Annotated in this window: 21 protein-coding genes; 9 read left to right on the plus strand and 12 right to left on the minus strand. The window is 66.0% G+C overall.

Translation table 11 applies throughout. The features are described 5' to 3' along the window. The first annotated feature begins 134 nt into the window (after positions 1 to 134). Complete coding sequence (locus tag AC0WR5_RS11485) at positions 135 to 1,973, plus strand: SurA N-terminal domain-containing protein (protein WP_475863243.1); 1,839 nt, start codon at positions 135 to 137, stop codon at positions 1,971 to 1,973. Positions 1,974 to 2,052: 79 nt separating this feature from the next. On the opposite strand, the gene AC0WR5_RS11490 is transcribed toward AC0WR5_RS11485, so the two are convergent. Beyond that, the gene (locus AC0WR5_RS11490) at positions 2,053 to 3,429 is read right to left on the minus strand and encodes a divergent polysaccharide deacetylase family protein (RefSeq protein WP_475863244.1); all 1,377 of its coding nucleotides are present in this window, start codon (positions 3,427 to 3,429) and stop codon (positions 2,053 to 2,055) included. A gap of 278 nt (positions 3,430 to 3,707) precedes the next feature. Here AC0WR5_RS11490 and trpD point away from each other — a divergent pair, with 278 nt between their 5' ends. The 6 genes from trpD to lexA all read left to right on the plus strand — a co-directional run bounded on the left by trpD (position 3,708) and on the right by lexA (position 8,714). After that, positions 3,708 to 4,730, plus strand: coding sequence for an anthranilate phosphoribosyltransferase (gene trpD / locus AC0WR5_RS11495; RefSeq protein WP_475863247.1), 1,023 nt, complete (start codon positions 3,708 to 3,710; stop codon positions 4,728 to 4,730). Continuing rightward, the gene (locus tag AC0WR5_RS11500) at positions 4,727 to 5,404 is read left to right on the plus strand and encodes a uracil-DNA glycosylase (protein WP_475863248.1); all 678 of its coding nucleotides are present in this window, start codon (positions 4,727 to 4,729) and stop codon (positions 5,402 to 5,404) included. The genes trpD and AC0WR5_RS11500 overlap by 4 nt, the downstream gene beginning before the upstream one ends. Then, the gene (gene trpC / locus AC0WR5_RS11505) at positions 5,401 to 6,219 is read left to right on the plus strand and encodes an indole-3-glycerol phosphate synthase TrpC (protein WP_475863250.1); all 819 of its coding nucleotides are present in this window, start codon (positions 5,401 to 5,403) and stop codon (positions 6,217 to 6,219) included. The genes AC0WR5_RS11500 and trpC overlap by 4 nt, the downstream gene beginning before the upstream one ends. After that, entirely contained in the window at positions 6,219 to 6,692 is a 474-nt protein-coding gene (gene moaC / locus AC0WR5_RS11510; protein ID WP_475863252.1) for a cyclic pyranopterin monophosphate synthase MoaC, read from the plus strand. The genes trpC and moaC overlap by 1 nt, the downstream gene beginning before the upstream one ends. After that, positions 6,689 to 7,867 carry a molybdopterin molybdotransferase MoeA gene (locus AC0WR5_RS11515; RefSeq protein WP_475863253.1) on the plus strand — a complete coding sequence of 393 codons (1,179 nt, stop codon included), beginning with the start codon at positions 6,689 to 6,691 and terminating at the stop codon, positions 7,865 to 7,867. Before moaC ends, AC0WR5_RS11515 begins: the two co-directional genes overlap by 4 nt. Positions 7,868 to 7,997: 130 nt before the next feature. Beyond that, positions 7,998 to 8,714, plus strand: coding sequence for a transcriptional repressor LexA (lexA, locus tag AC0WR5_RS11520; RefSeq protein ID WP_475863255.1), 717 nt, complete (start codon positions 7,998 to 8,000; stop codon positions 8,712 to 8,714). On the opposite strand, the gene AC0WR5_RS11525 is transcribed toward lexA, so the two are convergent. Further along, positions 8,708 to 10,801, minus strand: a complete 2,094-nt coding sequence (locus AC0WR5_RS11525; protein WP_475863257.1) for a ComEC/Rec2 family competence protein — start codon at positions 10,799 to 10,801, stop codon at positions 8,708 to 8,710. The genes lexA and AC0WR5_RS11525 overlap by 7 nt on opposite strands. 82 nt (positions 10,802 to 10,883) lie before the next feature. On the opposite strand from AC0WR5_RS11525, the gene gltX reads away from it, so the two are divergent. Further along, a complete protein-coding gene (gene gltX, locus AC0WR5_RS11530; RefSeq protein WP_475863259.1) occupies positions 10,884 to 12,296 on the plus strand; it encodes a glutamate--tRNA ligase in 1,413 nt (470 codons plus the stop codon). Positions 12,297 to 12,374: 78 nt separating this feature from the next. Next, entirely contained in the window at positions 12,375 to 13,670 is a 1,296-nt protein-coding gene (gene gltA / locus AC0WR5_RS11535; protein ID WP_475863261.1) for a citrate synthase, read from the plus strand. A 272-nt stretch (positions 13,671 to 13,942) separates the two neighbouring features. On the opposite strand, the gene AC0WR5_RS11540 is transcribed toward gltA, so the two are convergent. The 10 genes from AC0WR5_RS11540 to AC0WR5_RS11585 all read right to left on the minus strand — a co-directional run bounded on the left by AC0WR5_RS11540 (position 13,943) and on the right by AC0WR5_RS11585 (position 25,607). Continuing rightward, positions 13,943 to 14,719, minus strand: a complete 777-nt coding sequence (locus tag AC0WR5_RS11540) for an enoyl-CoA hydratase-related protein (protein ID WP_475863262.1) — start codon at positions 14,717 to 14,719, stop codon at positions 13,943 to 13,945. Between the two features lie 72 nt (positions 14,720 to 14,791). Next, positions 14,792 to 15,256: a cytochrome c-type biogenesis protein gene (locus AC0WR5_RS11545; protein ID WP_475868988.1), complete on the minus strand. Its 465-nt coding sequence runs from the start codon at positions 15,254 to 15,256 to the stop codon at positions 14,792 to 14,794. A 29-nt stretch (positions 15,257 to 15,285) separates the two neighbouring features. Beyond that, on the minus strand, positions 15,286 to 17,250 hold the full coding sequence (locus AC0WR5_RS11550) for a heme lyase CcmF/NrfE family subunit (RefSeq protein WP_475863264.1): 1,965 nt from the start codon (positions 17,248 to 17,250) through the stop codon (positions 15,286 to 15,288). A 120-nt stretch (positions 17,251 to 17,370) separates the two neighbouring features. Beyond that, entirely contained in the window at positions 17,371 to 17,949 is a 579-nt protein-coding gene (locus AC0WR5_RS11555; protein WP_475863265.1) for a holin family protein, read from the minus strand. After that, on the minus strand, positions 17,940 to 18,554 hold the full coding sequence (locus AC0WR5_RS11560) for a holin-associated N-acetylmuramidase (protein WP_475863267.1): 615 nt from the start codon (positions 18,552 to 18,554) through the stop codon (positions 17,940 to 17,942). The genes AC0WR5_RS11555 and AC0WR5_RS11560 overlap by 10 nt, the downstream gene beginning before the upstream one ends. A gap of 91 nt (positions 18,555 to 18,645) precedes the next feature. Further along, a complete protein-coding gene (ccmE, locus tag AC0WR5_RS11565; protein ID WP_475863269.1) occupies positions 18,646 to 19,104 on the minus strand; it encodes a cytochrome c maturation protein CcmE in 459 nt (152 codons plus the stop codon). A 25-nt stretch (positions 19,105 to 19,129) separates the two neighbouring features. Further along, on the minus strand, positions 19,130 to 20,158 hold the full coding sequence (gene argC / locus AC0WR5_RS11570; RefSeq protein ID WP_475863270.1) for an N-acetyl-gamma-glutamyl-phosphate reductase: 1,029 nt from the start codon (positions 20,156 to 20,158) through the stop codon (positions 19,130 to 19,132). Between the two features lie 105 nt (positions 20,159 to 20,263). Next, positions 20,264 to 21,076 (minus strand): glutamate racemase, encoded by an 813-nt coding sequence (locus AC0WR5_RS11575; protein ID WP_475863272.1) that lies wholly within the window; start codon positions 21,074 to 21,076, stop codon positions 20,264 to 20,266. Between the two features lie 22 nt (positions 21,077 to 21,098). Next, a complete protein-coding gene (locus AC0WR5_RS11580; RefSeq protein WP_475863273.1) occupies positions 21,099 to 22,025 on the minus strand; it encodes a lysophospholipid acyltransferase family protein in 927 nt (308 codons plus the stop codon). A 159-nt stretch (positions 22,026 to 22,184) separates the two neighbouring features. Beyond that, a complete protein-coding gene (locus AC0WR5_RS11585; RefSeq protein WP_475863275.1) occupies positions 22,185 to 25,607 on the minus strand; it encodes an indolepyruvate ferredoxin oxidoreductase family protein in 3,423 nt (1,140 codons plus the stop codon). Positions 25,608 to 25,771 lie beyond the last annotated feature (164 nt).

Here is a 25,771-nt window from a genome sequence, read left to right on the forward strand (position 1 = left end):
GCTTGCCCCCAATCTGCCAAGGCTTTAACAAGGCCCGGACCATCGGGGGCACGCGCGCCCCACGATGACCAAGCAAATGAATAAGGACTGCCTGCAAGTCTCTGACAGGTAATCCGAAATGCGGAGGTCGCCCTATGGCGAAAAAGAAATCCAAGGCGTTGATCTGGGCGCTTCTGGGTCTGCTGATCATCGGTCTCGGCGGGTTCGGTGCGATCAACCTGGACAGTTCGATGGCCTATGTCGCCACGGTGGGCGATCAGAAGCTGCCGATCCAGCAATACGCCCGCGAGTTGCAGAACCGGATGAACCAGCTCGGCCAGCAGCTCGGCACCCAGCTCACCTTCGATCAGGCCCAGGCCTTCGGGATCCCGAACCAGGTTCTCTCGGACATGATCGTCCGCGCCTCTCTGAACGGGGAAGCCGACGACATCGGGGTTTCGGTCGGCGATGGCTCCGTGCGCGATTCCATCGTGGCGATGCCTGCCTTTGCCGGTCCCGACGGTGACTTCTCCCGCGATGCCTACAACTTTGCCCTCGACCGCGCCGGCATGAGCGAAAGCGAATTCGAAGAGAGCCTGCGTGACGATACCAGCCGCTCCGTCCTGCAGGGCGCCGTCGTGAATGCCGTGACGATGCCCGACATCTATGCGGAAACGCTTGCAAAATACGTTGGCGAGACGCGCAGCGTCACCGTTGCCACGCTCAAGGCAGACGACCTCGAGACCCCGATCGCAGCGCCCGACGATGCGACCCTGAAGGCTTGGTACGACGCCCATATCGACGATTACACGGCCCCCGAGAAAAAGCGCATCACCTATGCGTTGCTGACGCCGGACATGGTGATCGATGACGTGGCCGTTGATGATCAGGCCATTCGGGACCAGTACGAAGAGCGTATCGACGAATACCAGGTGCCCGAGCGCCGGCTGGTCGAGCGGCTGATCTTCATGGATGACGATGCCGCCACCGCCGCGAAGGCGCGGCTCGACTCGGGCGAGATCGATTTCGATGGCCTGGTCGCGGAACGCGGCCTGAACCTGGCCGATATCGACCTGGGCGACGTCAGCGAGGCCGATCTCGGAGCCGCCGGGCCGGATGTCTTTGCCGCCGCCTCCGACACGGTCGTGGGCCCCGAGGACACAGATCTCGGGCCGGCCCTTTTCCGCATCAACGGAATCCTGGCCGCAGACAACACCAGTTACGAGGACGCCGCCGACCAGATCCGCGAGGATCTCGCCGCCGATGGGGCCCGCCGCCTGGTTCAGCAGCAAGTCGAGCCTATCGAGGACGAGCTTGCCGGGGGCGCCACGCTGGAGGACCTGGCCGAGGACAGTGACATGGAGCTCGGCACGATCGACTGGTCGCCGGACATGTCCGAAGGCGTCGCGGGCTATGACGAGTTTGCCTCTGCCGCAGAGGCCGTCAAAGCCGAGGATTATCCCGAGCTGACGCAGATGGAAGACGGTGGCCTCTTTGCCCTTCGCCTCGACGCCACCATCCCGGCCGCGCCCATCCCCTTCGAGGAGGTGCGCGATCAGGTGGCAGAGGACTGGACGGCCGACGCAACGCAGCAGGCCCTTCAGGCTCAGGCCGAGGGCCTTGTTGCCCAGGTCGAGGCCGGCACGCCGATGCAGGGGCTGGGCGTGCCCGTCACCACGCTGAACAACATTACCCGCAACGGCAACGCCCTCGGCATGCCGCAGGACTTCAACCAGGTCGTCTTCGGCATGGAAGAAGGCGCCCTGACCATCACCGATGGGTTCGACTCCGTCGTCATCGTGCGCCTCGACAGCATCGCCCAGCCCGATCCGGACGCCGATCAGACCAAGCAGCTGGTCGCTTCGATCCAGCAGCAGGCCTCGAACTCGATCACCAACGATGTCTATCAGATCTACGCCAACGACGTCCGTAGCCGGACCGACCTGAACGTGGATCAGGATGCCTTCAACTCGGTGCTCGCACAGTTCCGCTGACGCCTGCAGCCAGCCTGAAACGAAAACGCCCCGGCCATCTGACCGGGGCGTTTTTCATTGCACCAGGCTGGCTTGCAGGTCAGCGCCCCTCAGCCCCTTCCGTCAGCACCCCCGATACCGGCACCAGCTGTACCTCACCGGCCTGCTCGGCCAGTGCCCAGGTCAGCAGCGCCTGCACCGTCTCGGGGCGGACACGCCCCACCATCACGACGCCGCCTCGGGCCTGGGCCCTTGTCGCGGCGTTGTCCAGGAACCGCCGGATCGTGGCTGCGTCCTCGCCGTTCTGGTCAAAGTCGCGAAAGAGCGTGCGCGCCGGCACACCGTCCCTGACCGCCAGCTTGCGATCCACATTCTGCCCGACGGGATAGAGCAGAAGACCATAGCCGTCGCGCAACAGCCGCGCCGAAAGCGTCTGAGTCATAGCCCGGCCCATCTGAAGGCTGCCTGGCGCCTTCTCCATTACCCCCACGGACCCGGGGATCACCGAGAACCAGGCGTCGGCATCGGCGTCCACTTCTGTCACCCCGGCGCCCTCTGGCAGGCCCGCCCGCGTCAGAACCTCGAAGCCGGCCTCGCGATAGGTTTTCGCGGTGGCGGCGGCTTCCGCCCCCCCCACGTCGACGGCAAAACTCAGCGGATAAGGAAAGTTCAGCAGCGCCGCTCTATCAACGCTGCTGTCCCCGCCATCGATCAGAACGATGGCCATCCGCGGACGCGCATCAGCCCTGTCAAAAGGCTCGGCATTGGCTTCGATTGCCGGTACTGCGCCGGCCGCCTTGCGCGTCATCTGGCCGGGCAATTCGGGCACGCTGTCCGGGTCGGCCGGCACCGGCGGCAATGTGGTCGCAACCTGGGGGGCAACGTCCGGCGCGCTGTCGAGCGCTCTCAGATCGGAGCTTGGAAAGCCAGCCGGTGCCTCTGGATTTGCGGCACGGGCCTCCTCCTGCTGCGATGCGTCGGGAACGGGCAGAGCATCGGGCGCCTGGGGCACCTCAGGGCTGCCCTCCGTCTCCGGGGCGGTCAGCGCGGCCCCAAAAGTATTCTCTGGTACCGGCGTCACCGGCCCCAGCTCCACGCCGCTGCCCGGGCGGCTTGCCGGCAGCTGGGCATCGCTCAATCCGGCGGCGTTCCCGGTCTCCGGCACGGCGGCGCTCCGGATCGAGGCCTCGTCAAGCGTCAGCCCATCCGGCCCTGCGCCCTCGGGCCGCACCAGTTCCAGCGTGACAGGCGGCGTCGCCTCGCCCCCCGGCAGGATCACCGGCCCGTCGGTCTTGCCCCGCGCAAACTCGGATCCGGGCGACACCTCGGCGCGGCCGGCCACGGGCGCTGCTTCGCGATTGGGCGCGGCGCCCTCCGGATCCGGCAGGGCGGCAAGGCTGCGCGACGGCAGGATCTGTGACAGAACCACCAGGCCAGCAGCCGACAGCACGCACCCCAGCAGAAGTCCGGAAAACAAATTGCGTCCCACGCACACCCCTTTCTTCTGCGGTTTTGCACTGCACCGGGCACCTGCCCCGGCGGCTGCTACCGCCTTTTCTCCTGTTGCCCGCGCGCATGTCCCTGCGCTGCGGCATATCCCTGCCGGCCAAAGCGCCCCTTGACGCTCCGGCGCAGGCGCGGGATCTATGGCCCACCCGGCCGCTGTTCCGGCCCCGGAACCTGACCCGAAATCTCGGGACGCAGGCCGACTATACCACCATATCCGCCCTCGGAAAGAGGGAGAGGGAAACGCCAATGTCTGATGCCATCAAACCCCTGATTGCCGCCGCTGCCGACCGCGCCCTGACGCGCGAGGAGGCCGGACGCGCCTTCACGATCCTCTTCGAGGGCGAGGCGACGCCGAGCCAGATCGGCGGGCTGCTGATGGCCCTGCGGACGCGCGGCGAGACGGTCGACGAATACGCCGCCGCGGCCGAGGTGATGCGCTCGAAGTGCAACAAGGTCACCGCGCCGGCCGGCGCCATCGACATCGTCGGCACCGGCGGCGACGGCAAGGGCACCCTAAACATCTCCACTGCCACGGCCTTCGTCGTCGCGGGCGCCGGGGTACCCGTGGCCAAGCACGGCAACCGCAACCTCAGCTCGAAATCGGGCTCTGCCGATGCGCTCTCGCAGATGGGCGTCAACGTCATGGTCGGCCCCGACGTGGTGCAAAAGGCCCTCGACCAGGCCGGCATCGCCTTCATGATGGCGCCCATGCACCACCCCGCAATGGCCCATGTCGGCCCCTCGCGGGTCGAGCTCGGCACTCGCACGATCTTCAATATCCTCGGCCCGCTGACCAATCCCGCCGGCGTCAAGCGCCAGCTCACCGGCGCCTTCAATCGCGAGGTCATCCGGCCCATGGCCGAGACCCTCGGCGCCCTCGGCTCCGAGAAGGCCTGGCTCGTCCATGGCTCCGACGGCACCGACGAGCTGACGATCACCGGCGTCAGCTGGATCTCGGCGCTGGAGGAGGATGGCTCGGTGCGCGATTTCGAACTGCACCCCGAAGATGCGGGCCTGCCGGTGCACCCTTTCGAGGCCATCGTCGGCGGCACGCCGCAGGAAAACGGCCGCGCCTTCCGTGCCCTGCTCGAGGGCACGCCGTCGGCCTACCGTGATGCGGTATTGCTGAATTCGGCGGCGGCCATCGTGATCGCGGGCCGCACCAACGACCTGAAGGAGGCTGCGGGCCTGGCTGCCGAGAGCATCGACTCGGGCGCGGCCCTACGCACCATCCGCACCCTCGCAGATATCACCGCGGCGGTGGAATGACCGCCACGACGACCCGGGTTCCGCCGCCCCCTTCCTGGGCCCATCTGCCGTTCTTTCAGGACAATTACCCCCGGATCGAGGCCGCCCTTCAGGCCGAAACCCGGAAGATCCTGCCACCCGCAGCAGAGCGCTTTGCCGCCCTGGCGCTGACCGCGCCCGCCGACACCCGCGTGGTGATCCTGGGGCAGGATCCCTATCCCACCCCCGGTCACGCCCATGGACTGGCCTTCTCGGCCGCGTCTCATGTTCGTCCGCTCCCGCGCTCGCTGGCCAATATCTACAAGGAGATGGAGGCCGACCTGGGCGCCTGCCCGCCCGACGCCGATCTTCATTTCTGGGCCCGGCAGGGCGTCCTGCTGCTCAATACATCGCTCTCCGTGCCTGCCGGCGCCGCAAATGCCCATGCCAAGCTGGGCTGGAGCACGCTTACCCGGCAGGTCCTCGGGGCCCTCGATGACCGCCCGCGCGCCTTCCTGCTCTGGGGGCGCCCAGCCCAGGCCTTCATAGGCTGCATGTCGAATGAAGATCACCTGATCCTGTGCAGCCCGCATCCCTCGCCTCTTTCGGCACACCGCGGATTTTTCGGTTCACGGCCATTTTCAAAGGTTAATAACTGGCTTACACGAAGGGGTGAGCCGCCGATAAACTGGACCGACCCGGGAGCCCCGACATGAGCGAAACCGTTCTTGATCGAATCAAGGCCTACAAGCTGGAAGAGATCGCCGCCGACAAGCAGGCCCGGCCCCAGACCGAGGTCGAGCAGGCCGCGGCTCAGGCCAGCGCCCCGCGCGGCTTTGCAAAGGCCCTGCACGACGCGATGCGCGGCGGCTACGGACTGATCGCGGAGGTCAAGAAGGCTTCGCCTTCCAAGGGTCTCATCCGCCCGGATTTCGACCCCGCCACCATTGCTGCCGCCTACGAGGCCGGTGGTGCCGCCTGTCTTTCGGTGCTGACGGACACGCCCTCCTTCCAGGGCGCCAAGGAATATCTCGTCCAGGCTCGCGAGGCCTGTTCCCTGCCGGTCCTGCGCAAGGATTTCCTCTTCGATCCCTACCAGGTCTACGAGGCCCGTGCCCTCGGTGCGGATTGCATCCTGATCATCATGGCCTCGCTCAGCGACTCCCAGGCGGACGAGCTGGAAGACGTGGCGCTGAAACTCGGCATGGATGTTCTGATCGAGGTTCACAACCAGGAAGAGCTGGAACGCGCAACCGCGCTCAAAGGCAGCCTTATCGGCATCAACAACCGCAACCTGCACACTTTCGAGACCTCCCTCGACACCACGCGCAAACTGGCCCGCCTGGTGCCCGAGGATCGCGTAATCGTGTCCGAAAGTGGCCTCTACACCAGTGACGACCTTGCCGACATGGCCCGCTTCGGCGCCCGCTGCTTCCTGATCGGCGAGAGTCTCATGCGCGAAGAGGATGTCGAAGCCGCGACCCGTCGCATCCTGCGCCAGCCGCCCACCGCCGCCGGCGGAATGTTCTGATGGCGCTGACCCATTTCGACGGCAAGGGCGATGCCCATATGGTCGACGTCTCCGACAAGCCGTCGACCGCACGGGTGGCCGTTGCGGCGGGCTGGGTGCGGATGACCGCCGAAACACTCCAGATGATCAACGAAGGCACCGCCAAGAAGGGCGACGTGGCCGGCATCGCGCGCCTCGCGGGCATCATGGGCGCCAAGCGGACCTCCGACCTGATCCCCCTGTGCCATCCGCTGCCCATCACCAAGGCCAGTGTCGAGATCAGCCCCGACCCGGAACTCCCGGGCCTGCGGATCGAGGCCACAGTAAAGACCGCCGGGCAGACCGGTGTGGAAATGGAGGCGCTCACCGCAGTCTCCACTGCGGCACTGACGATCTATGACATGTGCAAGGCCGTCGACAAGGCGATGGAAATCGGCGGCATCCGCCTGCTGCTGAAGGAAGGCGGCAAATCGGGCCGCTACGAGGCAAGATGATCTCCGTAGGCGAGGCCCTCGAGGCGCTCTTTGCCCTGACCCCCATCCTCCCGTCCGAGACGGTGCCGCTCCGACAGGCCTCGGGCCGCGTTCTGGCCGAGACCGTCACGGCCCGCCGTGATCAGCCCCCCTTTGCCGGCTCCGCCATGGACGGCTACGCCGTGATCGGCGGCGAGGTCCGCCCCGGCGCCCGCTTTGCCGTCGTCGGGGAATCCGCCGCCGGACACCGCTTTGCGGGCCGCGTTTCGGCCGGTCAGGCCGTGCGGATCTTTACCGGAGCGCCGATGCCGGACGGCGCCGACCATGTCGTGATCCAGGAAGACGTGATCCGCGATGTGGACGGCATCACCCTCTGCGATGCCCCCGGCCCCGGCAGCAATGTCCGCGCCGCCGGTATCGATTTCCGGCTTGGCGACCGCATGGAGGCCCCGCGCCTCCTGACGCCCTCCGACGTGGCCCTTCTCGCCTCGATGAACCTTCCGCAGGTCAGGGTGGCGCGCCGGCCCGTGGTGGCGCTGATCTCGACCGGCGACGAACTCGTCCTGCCCGGCGACACGCCCGGCCCTGATCAGATCATCGCCTCCAACACCTTCGGCCTCGAGGCGCTGTTTCGCAGCCTCGGGGCCCGCACCCGGCTGATGCCGATCGCCCGCGACACCCGCGAGAGCCTGACGCAATGCTTCGAACTTGCGGCCGACGCGGACCTGATGATCACCATCGGCGGCGCCTCCGTCGGCGATCACGACCTCGTCGCGCCGGTTTCCGAGTCCCTCGGCATCGAGCGCAGCTTCCACAAGGTCGCGATGCGGCCCGGCAAGCCGCTTATGGCGGGCCGCATGGGCCGCGACGGCCCCATGATGATCGGCCTGCCCGGCAACCCGGTTTCGGCCATGGTCTGCGGCCAGGTCTTCGTCGCCCCGGTGTTGCGCGCGATGCAGGGCCTTCCGGCGCGCGCCGCTCAGCGCCGGCGGGCCACGCTCGGCTCGGCCATTGCCGCCAACGGCCCGCGCGAGCATTACCTCCGCGCGCGTCTCGACGGCGACACCATCACCGCCGCCGACAGCCAGGACAGCTCTCTGCTCTCGGTCCTCTCCGCCGCTGACGCGCTCCTCGTCCGCGCCCCCGGTGCGCCCGAGGCCCGGCCCGGCGACAGGGTCGACTACATCCCTCTCTGAGACGGCTCTTCCCCGGTCCTTCCATGGCGGGTTCACGCCTGTTCCCGTGGTTTCCGCACAGCGAAACCATTGACACAAAACGTGAACACTTGTAGAACGAAGCCTGACACTTCACTCAGGGAGACGCAGAATGCTGACCAAGAAACAGCTCGATCTGCTCGAATTCATTCACCTCCGGATGGAGCGCGACGGCGTGCCGCCCTCCTTCGACGAAATGAAGGAAGCACTCGACCTGCGGTCCAAGTCCGGCATTCACCGCCTGATCACGGCGCTGGAGGAACGCGGCTTCATCCGCCGCCTTGCCCACCGCGCCCGCGCCATCGAGATCGTCAAGCTGCCCGACAGCATCCTGCGCGCCGCAAAGGCCGCCGATGCCTCCGGCCTCAAGCCCAGGGTCAGGACCGCCGGTGGCAAGCCCGGCACCGCGCCGGCCCAGGGCGGAACCGGGCTCGAGGCACTGCATGCCCGTGAACTGCCCCTGATGGGCAAGATCGCCGCCGGCGTCCCGATCGAGGCGATCAGCGAGGTTGCCTCGCATATCGCCGTGCCCGGCATGATGCTCGGCAATGACGGCGCCCATTACGCACTCGAGGTCAATGGCGACTCGATGATCGAGGCCGGCATCAACGACGGCGACGTGGTCATCATCCGCGAAACCGCCTCGGCCGACAACGGCGACATCGTCGTGGCCCTCGTCGAGGAGCACGAGGCCACCCTGAAGAAGCTCTATCGCCGCAACGGGTCGGTCGAACTGGTGGCCGCCAATCCCGCCTACCCGCCCCGCATCCTGCCCGCCGATCAGGTGCGCGTGCAGGGCCGCCTCGTTGGCCTCATCCGCAGCTACTGACCCAGCCGGGCAACCGGCTCGCCCCCGAGGGGCGGTCTCAACATCTCTCGCATCTGCTCCGTCAGGGGGCGGTGCAGCTCCGGAGCGTTCCAGTATCGCAGCCCGCTCACTTCACGGGCCGTCACCTGGGTCAGCGCCCCCGGCACGCCGTTCAGCGCCACGGCGCCGGTCTGCCTCAGACGGGCCGGATCGTAGATGTCACAGCCGGCGGCCCCCGGGGCCTCGCTGCGGGCCACGTTGATCACCACGATCTCTCCCGCCGTGCAGGGGCCCAGGGCCGCCGCCCCCCGCTTGCCCGTGACATGGCGGATCTCGATCCCCTCGATCAGCGGCCAGCGCGCGGCGGCCGCCGCCTGCTCCGTCGGATCGCCATCGTTTTCAAGCCAGATCCCCGCCACAAAGCTCTGGGCGCGGTCGCGGCTCAGGGCCCGCCCCGCCTCCGTCATCACGCCTACGATCCCGCCCGAGGGCGCGATCAGCACCAGCGGCCGCTCCGTTCCCGCCCAGAGCACAAGCGCCGTGGCCACGGGCAGCAGCCCGAGCCAGCGCAGGCGCCCGACCCAGAGCATCACCCCCAGGGCCCCCAGCACCATCATCGGAAGGACCGTACCGGGCGGCGCCGGCACCATGCTGCGCGCCCCGTCCAGCCCGGCGACAAACCGCGCCACGCCCAGGATCCAGTCGAGCCCCAGCCCCATGAGCCAGAGCGGCAGGGCCTGCAGCCCGAGCGGCATCAGCAGCACCGCGACCACCGCCGCCGGGATCACCACCGTGCCCATGACCGGTACCGACAGCAGGTTCGCCAGCAGCCCGTAGTGGGCGATCTGGTTGAACTGTGCCGCCGCGACCGGCGCCGTGGCCGCGCCCGCCACCGCCGAGGAGATCACCAGCGCCGCAACGCCGCCCTTCCATCCGCGCAGCCTCCACGCGCGGTCCCGCATGACACCAAAGACCACCACCAGCGCCAGCGTGGCGGCAAAGGACATCTGGAACCCCGGCGACAGCAGGGCCTCGGGGCGCAGGAACAGCACGATAATCGCCGCCAGCGCCACCGCCCGCAGGCTGATCGCCCGGCGGTGTGCGATCACCGCCCCGAGCGCCACCGCCACCATGACGAAGGCGCGTTCCGTCGCGATGCTGCCCCCAGACAGCAGCAGATATCCAGTCGCCGCCAGCAGCGCCGTGGCCGCCGCGATCGAGGTGGTGGGCCAATAGAGTGTCATCCGCGCCGAGAGCGTCAGCCCCCTGCGCGTCGCGGCAAAGACAAAGCCCGCCAGAAGCCCCATGTGTAGCCCGGAAATCGCCAGAAGATGCGCCAGGTTCGACACCCGCAGCGCCTCGATCGTCTGCTGGCTCATGCCTGATCGGTCGCCGGCGGTGACGGCCGCGGCAAAGGCCCCCACCTCTCCCGGCAGCCCCTCCTGGAACTGCTGCGAGAGCCACATCCGCGCGCGAAAGATCATCGTCTCACCTGGCCTTGGCATCTCGAGTGCCACCAACGGCACGCGGGTATAGCCGACGGCGCCCAACTGCAGGAACCAGGCGTGACGCTGGAAATCAAATCCCCCCGGCTCCACCGGGCCTTCGGGCGGCGAAAGATGCGCGGTGGTCATCACCACCATGCCAGGCCGGGGCTCGGTGCCGCCCTCGCCATGCAGCGACACGCGCACCCGCGCCGGTGTCCTGTCGGGCGGCACATTGTCCAGCCGCACCCGGTCCAGTGTCAGACGCACCGCGTCCGAGGCCGACCTGTCCATGCCGATGATGCGCCCCTCGACCGGCCCGTAGTAGCGCCAGCCCAGCACCGGCGCGCCCACCTCCTGGGCCCGCCAGGCCGCAAGGATCAGCCCCCCGGCAACCAGCGCCAGCGCCAGCAGCATGGCCCGCGCCACCGCCGCCGCCCGCCAGGCCAGGAGCCCCGCCAGGCACGCCAGGCTCGCCCCGCCGGCGAGAATGCCGGGTCCAGGTTCGACGGGAAGCAGGAAATAGCCTCCGATCCCGAGGCCAAGGCAGACCGGCACCCAGTGAAACAACGCACCGCGCTGTGCCAGGATGACCGATGCAAAGGCAGAGCGGATGCGCTGCACTTGTTTCCCCTCCGGCCCGCCGATAGACATTGCGCAAACGCTACAATGCGTATGGTAAACCAATCGTTAGGATACTGGACACGTGACTGGACAGGTCGTCACCCGCTTCGCTCCCTCTCCCACGGGATTTCTGCACATCGGCGGCGCGCGCACCGCGCTCTTCAACTGGCTCTATGCCCGTGGCCGCGGCGGTAAGTTCCTGCTGCGCATCGAAGATACCGACCGCGCCCGCTCCACGCCCGAGGCGACCCAGGCCATCATCGACGGGCTGAAATGGCTCGGGCTCGATCATGACGGCGAGATCGTCAGCCAGTTCGAGCGCGCCGACCGGCACCAGGCCGTCGCCCTCGAGCTGCTCGAGGCCGGCCGCGCCTACAAGTGCTTCTCGACTCAGGAAGAGATCCAGGCCTTCCGCGATACCGCAAAGGCCGAGGGCCGCTCGACCCTGTTCCAGAGCCCCTGGCGCGATGCCGATCCCGCGACCTTCCCCGACCTGCCCTACGTGATCCGTCTGAAGACGCCCACCGAGGGCACCACGGTGATCGAGGACGAGGTCCAGGGCACCGTCAAGATCCGCAACGATCAGCTCGACGACATGATCCTGCTGCGCTCCGATGGCACCCCGGTCTACATGCTGGCCGTGGTGGTCGACGACCACGACATGGGCGTCACCCACGTGATCCGTGGCGACGACCACCTGAACAACGCCGCGCGCCAGATGGGCATCTATGAGGCTATGGGCTGGGACCTGCCCGTCTATGCCCATATCCCGCTGATCCACGGCCCCGATGGCAAGAAGCTCTCCAAGCGTCACGGCGCCCTGGGCGTCGAGGAATACCGCGACATGGGCTACCCGGCGGCCGGCATGCGCAACTACCTGGCCCGTCTTGGCTGGTCGCATGGCGACGACGAATTCTTCACCGACGCACAGGCCCAGGCCTGGTTCGGCTTCGACGGAATGGGCAAGTCTCCGGCGCGTTTCGACTTCAAGAAACTGGCCAATATCTGTGGTCAGCACATCGCCGCAGCGGACGATGCTGCACTGCTGCAGGAACTGCTTGCTTTCATGGCTGTGACGGAACGTGACGTACCGGATGACGCAAAAATTTCATTGTTGAAATCTGCACTTCCCTTCCTCAAAGAGCGCGCGAAGACACTGATCGAACTCATTGAAAAGGCTCACTTTGTCCTCGCAGACCGCCCCCTGGTTCCGGACGAGAAAGCAGCCAAATCCCTCGATCCAGTATCCATTGGTATACTGGGAGAATTGACGCCGCAGTTGCAAAGTGTTAGCTGGACGCGTCAGGATCTGGAGGGTGAACTGAATGCTTTCGCCGAGGCGCGAGAGATGAAATTCGGCCAAATGGCCGGACCTCTCCGCGCCGCGCTGGCGGGACGCAGCGCAACCCCGAGCGTTTTTGACATGATGCTGGTACTTGGCCGCGAGGAAACCCTCTTGCGGCTTGACGATGCAACTCAGACAGGCGCCGCTTAACCTCGCGTTGAGACCGCCCGTGGAAATAAGGGGCGCCGGTAGGAACCGGTGCGGGAAAAGAGGAAGGGAAAGATATAAATGTCTGATACCAATAAAACGGCCACTCTAACCGTCGGGGACAAGAGCTACGAGTTCCCCGTGCTTTCGCCCTCTGCCGGCCCCGATGTCATCGACATCCGCAAGCTCTATGGCACCACGGGCATGTTCACCTATGACCCCAGCTTCACGTCGACCGCCTCCTGCGACTCGACCATCACCTACATCGACGGTGAAAAGGGCGAGCTGCTGCACCGCGGCTACCCGATCGATCAGCTGGCGTCGAAATCCCACTACCTCGAAGTCTGCTACCTGCTGCTCTACGGAGAACTGCCCTCCGCGGCCCAGCTCGAAGACTTCGAGACCCGTGTGACCCGCCACACCATGGTGCATGAACAGATGCACCGCTTCTTCACCGGCTACCGTCGCGACGCCCATCCGATGGCCGTCATGGTCGGCGTGGTCGGCGCAATGTCCGCCTTCTACCATGACAGCACCGACATCAACGATCCCTGGCAGCGCGAGGTCGCCTCGATCCGCCTGATCGCCAAGATGCCGACCATTGCCGCCATGGCCTACAAGTACTCGATCGGCCAGCCCTTCGTGTACCCGCGCAACGATCTCGACTACGCGTCGAACTTCCTGCGCATGTGCTTTGCCGTTCCGGCAGAGGAATACCAGGTGAACCCGATCCTGAGCCGTGCGATGGACCGGATCTTCACGCTGCACGCCGACCACGAGCAGAACGCCTCGACCTCGACCGTGCGCCTCGCCTCCTCCTCGGGTGCCAACCCCTTCGCCTGCATCGCCGCCGGCATCGCCTGCCTCTGGGGCCCCGCCCACGGTGGCGCGAACCAGGCCTGCCTGGAAATGCTGCGTGAAATCGGCACCGTCGACAAGATCCCGGAATACATCGCAAAGGCCAAGGACAAGGACGATCCCTTCCGCCTGATGGGCTTCGGCCACCGCGTCTACAAGAACTTCGACCCGCGCGCCAAGGTCATGGCGGAATCCGCGAAAGAGGTCCTCGAACTGCTCGGCGTCGAGAACAACCCGACGCTGCAGGTCGCACAGGAACTGGAAAAGCAGGCCCTGGCCGACGATTACTTCGTCTCCAAGAAGCTCTTCCCGAACGTCGACTTCTATTCCGGCATCATCCTCGAGGCCATGGGCTTCCCGACCTCGATGTTCACCCCGATCTTCGCGCTGTCGCGCACCGTCGGCTGGGTCTCCCAGTGGAAGGAAATGATCGAGGAGCCCGGCATGCGCATCGGCCGTCCGCGTCAGCTCTACGTCGGCGAAACCGCCCGCGACTACGTGGATGTCGAAAACCGCTGATCCGCGGCACGACCAGACAGATCAAAGGCGGCGCCCGGTGCGCCGCCTTTTTTCATGCCCCGGTCCTCTGGCCCCGCCTGCTGGCACGGCTTGCCGCCGCGGGCCTGTTGTCACGGGCCTGTTGTCACGGGCCCTCGCTCGTCATCTGGCCATAAATATCCCGGGGGAGGCTCCCGCAGGGAGACGGGGGCAGAGCCCCCCTGAACGAGAAAACCTTCCCCGCGGGGAAGGTTTTGTCATTTATTACCAATATGTTAACGCATTCCCGCCGATCAACGCCCCTCGAAACTCGGTGCACGTTTCTCGAGGAAGGCCACGACCCCCTCCTTGAAATCCCGCGAGGTGCCGCAGATCCCCTGCCCGCGCCCCTCGGCGGCAAGCTGTTCGTCCAGCGTCGCCTCCCAGCTGCCCCGGATGACCTGCTTGATCTGGCGGTAGGCTACCGTCGGCCCGGCCGCCAGATGCGCCGCACGGGCCTTCCAGACCGCCTCGAACTCGGCATCGGGCACCGCCTCCCAGATCATGCCCCAGTCATCGGCCTGTTTCGCGCTGATCTTGTCGGCAAAGAGCGCCGCGCCCATGGCCTTCTGGCTGCCCATGCTGCGCGGCAGCCAGTAGGTGCCGCCGGCGTCGGGCATCAGCCCGATACGGGTGAAGGCCTGCAGGAAATAGGCGCTCTCGGCGGCGATCACCACATCGGCACAGAGCGCCAGGTTGGCGCCTGCCCCCGCCGCGGCGCCGTTGACGGCGCAGATCGTCGGCACCGGGCACTCCACGATGGCCTTCAGCATCGGCACGTATTCGTCGCGCAGGGTGCGTTCCAGGTCGGGCGTGGCCACGCTGGCGCGGTCTGTCAGGTCCTGTCCGGAACAGAAGGCCCGCCCATCCGCGGTGATCACCAGCACCCGTGCCGCGCCGTCGAGGCCGCGCACGGCATCGGCGATCTCGGCCCGCATCTGGCTGTTCAGCGCGTTCATCACCTCTGGCCGGTTCAGGCGCAGCACGGCGATGTCGTTCTCTATCTCAAGCGTGATCGTCTGATAGCTCACGTCTCGGTCCTCCCTCACTCTTTGCCGCACAGAGAAACAGAAGCGGCCGGAGGGGCAAACAGAAACACTGCGTCAGTTGTCGAGAATCTCTTTCAGCCGGGCCTGTTCCTCGTCCGAGAGCGCCTCGGCCTCGGTGCCGGTGCGGTTGCGCCGCCGCACGAAGACCCAGGCGATGACCAGACCGATCAGCAGCATCAGCGGCCCCGCCGCCCAGAGCAGCCAGTTGGCACCTCCGGTGGTGGGCTTGAGCAACACGTATTCGCCATAGCGGTCGACGACGAAATCCACGACTTCGTCATTGCTGTCGCCGGCGGTCAGCCTTTCACGCACCAGCACCCGCAAATCATGGGCCAGGTCGGCGTTGGAATCGTCGATGTTCTCGTTGCGGCAGACCAGACAGCGCAGGCCCTTGGAGATATCGCGCGCCCGGGCCTCGAGCGCCGGGTCCTGCAGCATCTCGTCGGGCTGCACGGCCATTGCCGGGCCCGCCAGGCCCAGCGACATCAGCATCGCCAGCGAAAGGACCGCGAGCCGCAGTCCGCTGCGGATCTCTGTCAGAGTGGCTCTCATTCCGCCGGTACCCCCTGCACCCTTGCCGTACGGGCGGCGCCGGCCGCCACGCGGTAGCGGCGGTCGGACAGGCTGAGCAGCCCGCCGAGCGCCATCATCAGCGCCCCGCCCCAGATCCAGTTGGCCAGCGGCTTGTAATAGCTGCGGAAGGCCCAGCCGCCGCCCGCCTGTTCGTCGCCGAGCGCCACGTAGATGTCACGCAGGAAGCCATTGTTGATCGCCGCCTCGGTGGTGGGCATCCCGGCCACCGGATAGAAGCGCTTCTCGGGATGCATCATGGCGATCTCGTGCCCGTTCTTCGACAGGGTGACATCCGCCATGGTGGTGACGTAATTGCTGTTCTCGAGGCGGTTCACCGCGTCCAGCGTCAGCTCGTAGCCCGAGATCTCGACGGTGTCGCCCAGCTGGACCACGCGGATGTCCTCGGTCTGCCAGGCCAGCATGGCGCTGATCCCGCAGATCGAGACGCCAAAGCCCGCGTGGGCAATCACCCGGCCCCAGTCGGACCGCGGCAGGCGCAGCAGGCGCGAGGGCCCGCTTCGGCCGGTGCGCGCCCAGAGGTCGGTCAGCGCCCCGGCAAAGAGCCAGGTGCCCAGCATCATGCCGATGGGGCCGAGGGCCGAACGCCCGCTCTGCATCGCCCAGCAGAGCGCCAGCACGGCAATGGCGAGCACCATCGCGGGGAGCAGCTGTCGCAGCACGCGGCCCAGCTTGGCACGTTTCCAGGGCAGCATGGCGCCCACGGGCAGGATCAGCCCCACCGCCACCATGAAGGGCGTGAAGGCCATGTCGAAGAAGGGGGCGCCCACCGAGAGCTTCCTGTCGAAGAACATCTCGGCGATCAGCGGCCAGACGGTGCCGATGAAGACCACGAAGGCCGCGACGGCCAGCAGCACGTTGTTCAGCACCAGCGCGCTCTCGCGGCTGACGAGGCCGAAGATCCCGCGCGAGCTGAGCACGTCGGCCCGGGCGGCGAAGAGCGTGAGCGCTCCACCCATGAAGAAGGCCGTGATGCCCAGCAGGAAGACACCTCGCTCGGGATCATTGGCAAAGGCATGGACCGAGGTGATGACACCGGAGCGGGTGATGAAGGCGCCGATCATCGAGAAACCGAAGGCGATGATGGCGAGCAGCACCGTCCAGGCCTTCAGGCTCTCGCGCTTTTCCACCACGATGGCCGAATGCAGCAGCGCCGCGGAGATCAGCCAGGGCATGAAGGAGGCGTTCTCGACCGGGTCCCAGAACCAGAAACCGCCCCAGCCGAGCTCGTAATAGGCCCACCAGGAGCCGAGCGCGATGCCCACGGTGAGGAACATCCAGGCCGCCAGCGTCCAGGGGCGCACCCAGCGGCCCCAGGCCGCATCCACGCGCCCCTCGATCAGCGCCGCCACGGCAAAGGAGAAGGACATCGAGAGCCCGACGTAGCCGAGGTAGAGGAAGGGCGGATGGAAGGCGAGGCCCGGATCCTGCAGCAGCGGGTTCAGGTCCTGCCCGTCGAAGGGCGGCACCGCGAGGCGCAGGAAGGGGTTCGAGGTCAGCAGGATGAAGGCCAGGAAAGTGACCCCGATCATCCCCTGGATGCCGATTACCCGCGCCCGGAGCGTCGCAGGCAGGTTGCCCCCGAAGACCGCCGCCGCCGCGCCGAAGAGCGCCACGATCAGGATCCAGAGCAGCATCGAGCCCTCGTGATTCCCCCAGACGCCGGAGATCTTGTAGATCAGCGGTTTGGCCGAGTGGGAGTTCATCACCACCAGGCGGAGCGAGAAATCCGAGGTCACGAAGGCATGGACAAGCGCCAGGAAAGAGATGCCCACCAGCAGGAACTGCGTGATCGCGGCAGGCCCCGCCACGGCCATCCAGCCGGGCCAGCGTTTCCAGGCGCCGATAAGCGGAACAACCATCTGGAAGGCCGCGACGACGAAGGCGAGGATCAGGGCGTAATGGCCAAGTTCGGTAATCATGACGCGACTATATTCCTGCCCGCCGCCCTGCGCCAATCCAAATGCAAAAAGGGCGCGGCCAAATCGCCGCGCCCCCGATCACTTTCCCTTCAACACTGGCGCCCGGCGCAACGCCCGGGCTCAGCCGGCCCGACGCCATTCCTCCAGCGCGGGATTGCCGTCGAGGGCCCCATGCTGCGGAGGCGCGGCGGAGCGGTCCTCGAAGACCGGCGCCGGGCTCCCATCCGGTACCTCCTCCTTCAGGGATCGCAGGCTGCGCAGGTTGTCTGCCACCTGCGGCGTCATCGACATTGTCTGGGCAATCTCGCGGCGAAATTCCTGCCCCTTGGCTTGGTGACGCGCCCCGAAGTAAAAGGAGACCACTGCGCCGAGAAGCCACCATAGCGCCTCCGGGACCAGGGCAAGCCCTTGCATGCGCTCGGAGAACCAGATCGGATCAACCATCGCCGACACAAAGAGCGCGATCGAGCCAAGCGCCATCGCCGGGCGCGGCAGGCGGTTCAGCGCGTCCATCAGCCGATCGAAGGCACCGCGCTGTTCGCGGAACTCGGCCGCATGCTGCATGAGTGCCGCCGCCAGCGCTTCGTGATCTCGTTGGGCACTCGCCTCGGCATTCGGGCGAAACACCTCGGCCGTGTCCCGGATCAGGTTACGGCCATTGCCGAAGGCAAAGCCGAAGAGCGTATCGATCAGCCCCATGCCGCGACCCTCCGATCAAAGTCCGCCGAGCCCATGTGGAAACGCGGAGAGATGAACTCCTCCGCGCGGCGGATCCAGCCGCCCTTGCCGCCCGCGCGGGTGCGGACGTACTTGCGGCTGGCCTCGCGCCGGTCGGCCAGCTGGAAATAGTAATTGCGCCGCGCGATTCCGTAGGCATCGGCAATATGGCCGGGGGCCTGCGCATGGGCGGCCTCGGCAGCGGCAATGGTCTGCGGGCCGATGGCGCCATCGACGCTCACCGCCTGCCCCATGTCGCCTAGCAACCGCTGCAGGATCTTTACCGCGTTGCCCCCCGCGTTGACGTACATGTCGAAGACGGAAGCCTGCAGCACCTCGGGCAGCAGCGCGATCCCGGGCCGATGGTAATAGTGGTCAAGGAAGATCCTGACCGCCTGCTCTCGGCTCAGTGCCTTGACGTCGGACACATCCACGGTGCCGTCGCGATCAAGGTCGAGGCCAAGACGCTGCATCGTCGCCAGCGTCACCCCGTATTTCGTGGCCCCGCCGGGATCGTCGGGGTCGTTCACATAGCCGCCCTCGCGGGCCACGATGTCTTCTGCGATCTTGCGCACCTCAATGGACATGTCGCGTCTCCTGCACGATTAATGTCCGTACAGGATGGGCGCGCCCGGTTAACCGAGCCTTCAGCCATCGCGCGCCTAGCCGGGCGCGGCCTCAGCTGCCGCTGCCGGCCGCGTCGGGATCCTCGTAGACGCCCTGTTCCTTGAGCGCGTCGATCACCTCTTTCGGCATGTAGGTTTCATCATGTTTGGCCAGGATTTCAGTGGCTTCAAAGGTGCCGTTGACGTATTTTCCGGTGCCGACCATGCCCTGTCCCTCGTCAAAGAGATCGGGCAGGATGCCGCGATAGGTTACCGGTACGCTCGCGCCGCCGTCGGTCACCGAGAACCGGATCACCTCGCCGTCGCCGCGCTGCAGAGAACCATCCTCGACCAGCCCGCCGAGGCGGAAGGTCTCGTTCGGCGAGGGCGGTTCGGCCATGAGCTGGCTGGGGGACCGGAAGAAGTTGATCCCGTCGCGCATGGCGTATCCCACCATGCCGGTCGCCAGAACCAGCGCGGCCGCCGCCAGCGCGATGATCTGGATACGACGCTTTTTCTTCAGCCCTCTCATGGCCTCACCTCACTTTTTATCCCGATCACGGAAACAGCGGAGCCATCATCAGCCCCTCGGTCTCTTCCAGCCCCAGCATCAGGTTCGCGTTCTGGATCGCCTGGCCGCTCGACCCCTTGCAGAGGTTGTCGAGCACCGTCACCACGATGGCGCGCCCCTCGATCCGCTCTCCCGTCACCCCGATATGAACGAAGTTCGAGCCGCGCACATGGTGCGTACTCGGCGTCTCTCCAAAGGGCAGCACCTCGACGAAAGGCTCATTCGCATAGGCTTTTTCAAGTGCATCTTGAATGGCTTGCGCGTCGCCATTCACGTAAGCCGTGCAGAGGATCCCACGGTTGGCCGGCATCAGGTGCGGGGTGAACTGCACCTTGACGGGCCGGCCTGCGAGCTTCGAGAACTCCTGGTCGAACTCGCCCAGGTGCCGGTGCTTGCCGCCGACGGAATAGGCGTTGTAACCCTCCGACAGCTCGGCGTGCAGCAGGTTTTCCTTAAGGCTCCGGCCGGCACCGGAGACAGCGCATTTCATGTCGAGGATGATCTCGTCGAGGTCGATCACCCCGGCCTCGATCAGGGGCCGGATGGTGAACTGTCCGGTGGCCGCGTTGCAGCCCGTCCCGGCCACCAGACGGGCCCCTGCGATCTCGTCGCGATAGAACTCGGTCAGGCCATAGACCGCCTCGCCCTGCATCTCGACCGCGGCATGCGCATTGCCGTACCATTTCTCGTAGTCCGCAGGGTCCCGCAGCCGGAAATCGGCCGACAGATCGACGATCTTCAGCGTTTTCGGCAGCTTGCGGATGACCTCCTGCGAGGTCTTGTGCGGCAGCGCGCAAAAGGCCAGGTCGATCTTGTCAAAGTCGATCTGATCCACGGTCACGAGGTCCGGCAGGCCCAGGTGACGCAGGTGCGGATAGACCTGAGCCATGCTCTGCCCGGCCTTGGAATTGGCCGCCAGCGCGGCAATCTCCATGCCCGGGTGGGTGGCGATCAGCCGGATCAGCTCTGCGCCGGTATACCCCGACGCACCGATGATTGCGATTTGCTTTGCCATGTCGTGTTTTGCCATGTCAGCCCTTTAAGCGGAACAGTCTCCGCCGTTCCTTAATCTAAGTGGTCTACGGTGCTCTTTGAATGAGCGGGATCAAGTGTGTGCGGTTCAGGCCGCGTGAAACTCGATCTTTCTTCGCAGGAATTGCGTTGCATGGGTGGTCACCCGCGCCGGATCGCCCGTGGTCAGGAACATCGGCACCTCGCCCGGCCCGCGCATCGCGGGATGACGGGTCAGATAGTCGGCCAGCGACTCGGCCACCAGGTTGGCCTGACTGAAGACCTTGACGTCGGCGCCCAGCTCGTCGCGGAAGATGTCCTCCATCAGCGGATAATGCGTGCAGCCCAGGATCGCGGCCTGCGGGCGCGGCATCTTGCGCTTCAGCGCCTCGACATGGCTGCGCACCAGCGCCTCGGCCAGGATCATGTCGCCCTCCTCGATGGCATCGACCACCCCGCCGCAGGCCTGCGCCTCGACGTCTACTCCGATGGCGCGAAAGGCCAGCTCGCGCTGAAAGGCGCGGCTTGCCACGGTGGCCGGCGTCGCAAAGAGGGCCACGTGCTCCAGAGCCACCTCGCGCGGCGGTGAATTGTCGCCCCACTGACGTTCGGTCAGTGCCTCGATCAGGGGCACGAATACCCCCAGCACCCGCTTGTCGGTGGGCACCCAGCTCTCCTGCATGCGGCGCAAGGCGGCGGCGCTGGCGGTGTTGCAGGCCAGGATCACAAGGTCGCAGCCGGCATCGAAGAGCCGTTGCGTGCCCTTCTTGGTCAGCTCGAAGATATCGTCGGCGTCGCGCACGCCGTAGGGCGCGTTCACGTTGTCGCCGTAGTAGACGAAGGGCACATCGGGCAGACGGCGCGCGCAGGCGTCCAGCACGGTAAGTCCGCCGATTCCGGAATCAAATATGCCTACTGCCATGTGCCTGGTGCCTCGCTGGCGCTCAGGCGCGTCCCTGAGCGCGGTGTTTCGTATCGAATTCGAAGCCGTAGTCATAGGTTTTCAACGGCTTCGGCGATAGCTCATACGTCGCTTTGCGGAGGAAATCCATCATTGCTTTCGTATCGCCTGCCCGTGCGCGCAGGGCGGCCGGATCGACGGGCGCGCCGATCACCGCGCGCACCGGCAGATCCATCCGGCTCCGGAACTCGTGCAGCAGCAGACCCAGGCGCAGCGTGGCGTGCAGATGGCTTGCCACCTGGAACATGCGCGAATTTGATCCCTCGAAGAAGACGGGCACCACCGTGGCGCCACTCTTGGCGATCATCCGTGCCGTGAACCCGCGCCAGCCCGGGTCCATCGGCGGAGAGAACATCCTCAACCCGGTCGAAACGGTACCGCCCGGGAAGATCCCGATGGCGCCGCCCTGCCCCAGGTAGCGCAGCGCGTCTCGCCGGGTCTCGATGTTCTGCGCCTGCGCGGCGCGGCTGCCCTCGAAGGAGATCGGCAGGATCACCCGGTCGAGGTCGCGTGCCTTGCGAAAGACCCGGTTGGCCAGGATACGGAAATCGCCACGACGTTGTTGCAGGATATGGCCCATCACAAGCCCGTCCAGGATGCCGTAGGGGTGGTTCGCGATCATGATCAGAGGCCCGGTGGCAGGGATGTTCTCCATCGCGCCACCGGTCACCTCGAGGCTGAGGCCATAGCGCTCCATGATCACCGACCAGAAATCGCGCCCGGCTTCGACCTCTGCGTCATAGCCCATGGCACGGCGGATCAGCGCCGGACGGCCCAGCATCGTTTCCATGGTGCGGATCACCGCGCGGCCGGTCCGCGTCGCCGCTTCGTGGGCATAGGAGAGATCCCGCGCTACCTGCCTGCGCGTCGGAACCTCCTGGCCGTTCTGGGGCAGAATACTGGCAGTCATGGCGAATCCGGCAGGCCTCCTGCAGCTTTGCGGCTTCCATAGGCCGACACCCGGATTCGTTCCAGTTCCGTGTTAAGGAAACATGTATTCCGCCGCAGGCCACAGAGAAAACCTGCCAGCCGGGGGCCCCTGCAACAGGGCGCCCGGCTCTGCCGCCCGTTACTCGGCTGCCTGCCGCATCGGACCGTCCTTCAGCGTCGCCAGAAGGGCCTCGCGCTGCTTGGCGGCCTTGGCCTCGTTGGCGGCCTTGACCGGGCCGAAGCCGCGGATCGAGAGCGGCAGTTCGGCCAGCGCCACGGCGGTCTCCTGCTGATCGGGATGGAAACCGGCCAGCAACAACTCCAGGTCGCCCTCGTACCGCGTGATCAGCGCGCGTTCCATCTTGCGCTCCTCGGTTCGGCCAAAGGGGTCCATCCTGGTGCCACGCAGCATCTTCATGTGCCTGAGCACCGAGAGCGGCATCCCCATCCATTCGCCAAAGGTCCGTTTCACCGGACGGCCGTCCTTGCCCATCTTCTCGGCCACCGGCGGCGCCATGTGATAGGTCATCTTGAAATCGCCCTCGAACTCGGCCTGGGCCTTCTTCTTTGTATCTGCCAGCAGACGCGCGACCTCGTATTCGTCCTTGTAGGCCAGCACCTTGTGATAGCCCTTGGCAACGGCCTCCTTCAGTGCCGGATCGGCGAACCGGTCGACCATGTCGCGGTACTGCCGGGCCAGCTTCCTGTTCTGATAGGCGGTCAGATGCGTCTCGCGATAGGCAATCTTCTCTTCCAGGCTCTTCGGCTTTTCGACCACCTTAGGGCTCAGCATCGCTTCGGCCTCTGCCGGATGCAGCGCCGCCCAGCGACCGATCTCGAAGGCGCGCTTGTTGTTCTCGATGGCCTGGCCGTTCAGCTCGATGGCCTGCAGGATGGCCTCATGGCCGATGGGGATCAGGCCCTTCTGCCAGGCCGCGCCGCAGATCATCATGTTGGAATAGATGCTGTCGCCCATGGTCACCTTGGCCAGCTCGCTCGAGTCAAAGAGCGTCAGCCCATCCTTCAGCCGTGCCTCCAGCTGCAGCTCCAGCCGGTCCGCCGGCAGGGCGAACTCTGTGTTGCGGGTGAAATCGCCGGTGATGATCTCGTGGCTGTTGACCACCGCGCCGGTCTTGCCCGTGCGGGTCAGCCCGAGCGTCTTGGACCCGGCAGAGACCACCAGATCACCACCGATCAGCGCATCGGCCTCGCCCGTGGCGACGCGGATGGCACTGATGTCCTCGGGCGCCTCGGCCACGCGCAAGTGGATGTGCACGGCGCCGCCCTTCTGAGCGAGGCCGGCCATTTCCATCATCGCGGCGCCCTTGCCGTCGATCTGCGCTGCCTGGGCCAGCACCGCGCCGATGGTGACGATCCCGGTGCCGCCCACGCCGGTCAGCACGATGTTGTGCGTGCCGGCAATTGCGGGCAGAACCGGCGCCGGCAGATGCGGCAGGTCAAGGTCCTGCGCCTCGGCGGCATCCTTGCGCACCTTCGCGCCCTCCAGCGTCACGAAACTTGGGCAGAACCCCTTGAGACAGCTGAAATCCTTGTTGCAGCTCGACTGGTCGATGGCACGCTTGCGGCCCAGCTCGGTCTCGACCGGCACGATCGAGACGCAGTTCGACTGCACGCCGCAATCGCCACAGCCCTCACAGACGTCGGTATTGATGAACACGCGCTTGTCCGGATCCGGGAACTTGCCCTTTTTCCGACGGCGGCGTTTCTCGGCAGCACAGGTCTGGACATAAATGATCGCGCTGACGCCCTCGACCCCTGTCATGTGCTTCTGAACGCTGTCCAGGTCGGCGCGTTCGTGCAGCTGCACCGCCTTCGGGAAGAGGCTGAGATCCAGCTCCTCCTTCTCGTCGTAGACGGCAGCGACCTCCTTCACCCCCATCGCCAGCAGCTCCTGCGCGATGCGATAGGCCGTCAGCCCGCCCTCGTTCGTCTGCCCGCCGGTCATGGCCACCGCATCGTTGAACAGGATCTTGTAGGTGATGTTCACCCCGCTCGCCAGCGCGGCACGGATCGCCTGCACCCCGGAGTGGTTGTAGGTGCCGTCGCCCAGGTTCTGGAACACGTGCTTCGTATTGGAAAACGGCGCCTCGCCGATCCAGTTCGCGCCCTCGGCCCCCATGTGGGTAAAGCCGGTGGTCTCGCGGTCCATCCATTGCACCATGTAGTGACAGCCGATGCCGGCATAGGCCCGGCTGCCCTCCGGCACCTTGGTCGAGGTATTGTGCGGACAGCCCGAGCAGAAATAGGGCAGCCGCGCCGCGATGTCGGTGACATTGTCGTTACGCCGCACCTCGCCGAGCGCATCGAGCCCCGCACGGATCCGGTCGGTGTCGCGCCCCTCCTCGATCAGGATGGTACCCAGCCGCTCGGCGATCATCACCGGATCCAGCGCAAGCTTGGTCTGGAAGAGCTCGGGCCCGTGCATATTGCCCGCGCCGCCCCCCTTGTGCCAGCCATAGACGCGACGCCCGCGACGGTCGTCAAAGATCGCCTCCTTGACCTGCACCTCGATCAGCTTGCGCTTTTCCTCGACAACCACGATCAGGTCGAGCCCCTCGGCCCAGTCGTGGAAGCTCTGCATGTCCAGCGGCCAGACCTGAGCCACCTTGTAGGTGGTGATCCCCAGGCGCTCGGCCTCCTCGGCATCGACACCCAGCAGGCTGAGCGCATGCTGCAGGTCGAGCCAGTTCTTGCCGGCGGCAACGAAACCGATCTTGGCGCCCGGCTTGCCCCAGACCCGCTTGTCGATCCGGTTGGCCCGAGCAAAGCTCTCGGCGGCAAAGCGCTTGTAGTCGATCATCCGCGCTTCCTGCTCCTGCGGGCTGTCGACCAGGCGGATGTTCAGCCCGCCTTCCGGCAATTCTATATCAGGTGTGACGATCTGGACGCGATCGGGATTGCCATCGACCACGGCCGTGGCCTCGACAGTATCCTTCATCGTCTTCAGGCCCACCCAGACGCCGGCAAACCGGCTGAGCGCATAGCCATAGAGCCCCAGGTCCAGGATTTCCTGCACCCCGGCAGGGCTGACGATGGGCATGTAGGCATCCACCAGCGCCCATTCGCTCTGATGCAGCACGGTAGAGCTCTCGCCGGTATGGTCGTCGCCCATGGCCATCAGCACGCCGCCATGGGGCGATGTGCCCGCCATGTTGGCATGGCGCATCACGTCGCCGGAGCGGTCGACGCCGGGCCCCTTGCCGTACCAGAGGCCGAAGACCCCGTCGAAACGGCCCTCCCCCCTCAGGTTCGCCTGCTGGCTGCCCCATAGGGCCGTCGCGGCGAGGTCTTCGTTCAGGCCTTCCTTGAACAGGACGTCCGCTTCCGTGAGGACTTTCGCGGCCCTGTTCATCTGCATGTCCACGGCGCCCAGCGGAGACCCGCGATAGCCCGTGACGTATCCGGCGGTATTTAGCCCAGCCTTAGTATCTCGGGCTTTCTGGGTCAGCATTAGCCGTACCAGCGCCTGGGTACCGTTCAGAAGAACCGGCGACTTGGTCAGGTCGAACCTGTCGTTCAGGCTGATCCGAGGTTCGGTCATGATAGCGTGCCTCCTCTTGCCTTTATTTAAAGCAAGCGTAGGGCATCACAGGCAAACTTTGAAAGCTATTTTCAAAAAATTCCTATTCTTCCCCCGAAGTCAGGGCTAAGAGGGCGCCGAGAAATCAAGGTTTGATCACGCTTAACAAAAAGGCCATCGTCATG

Source organism: Pseudooceanicola sp. DL12 (assembly GCF_056270665.1).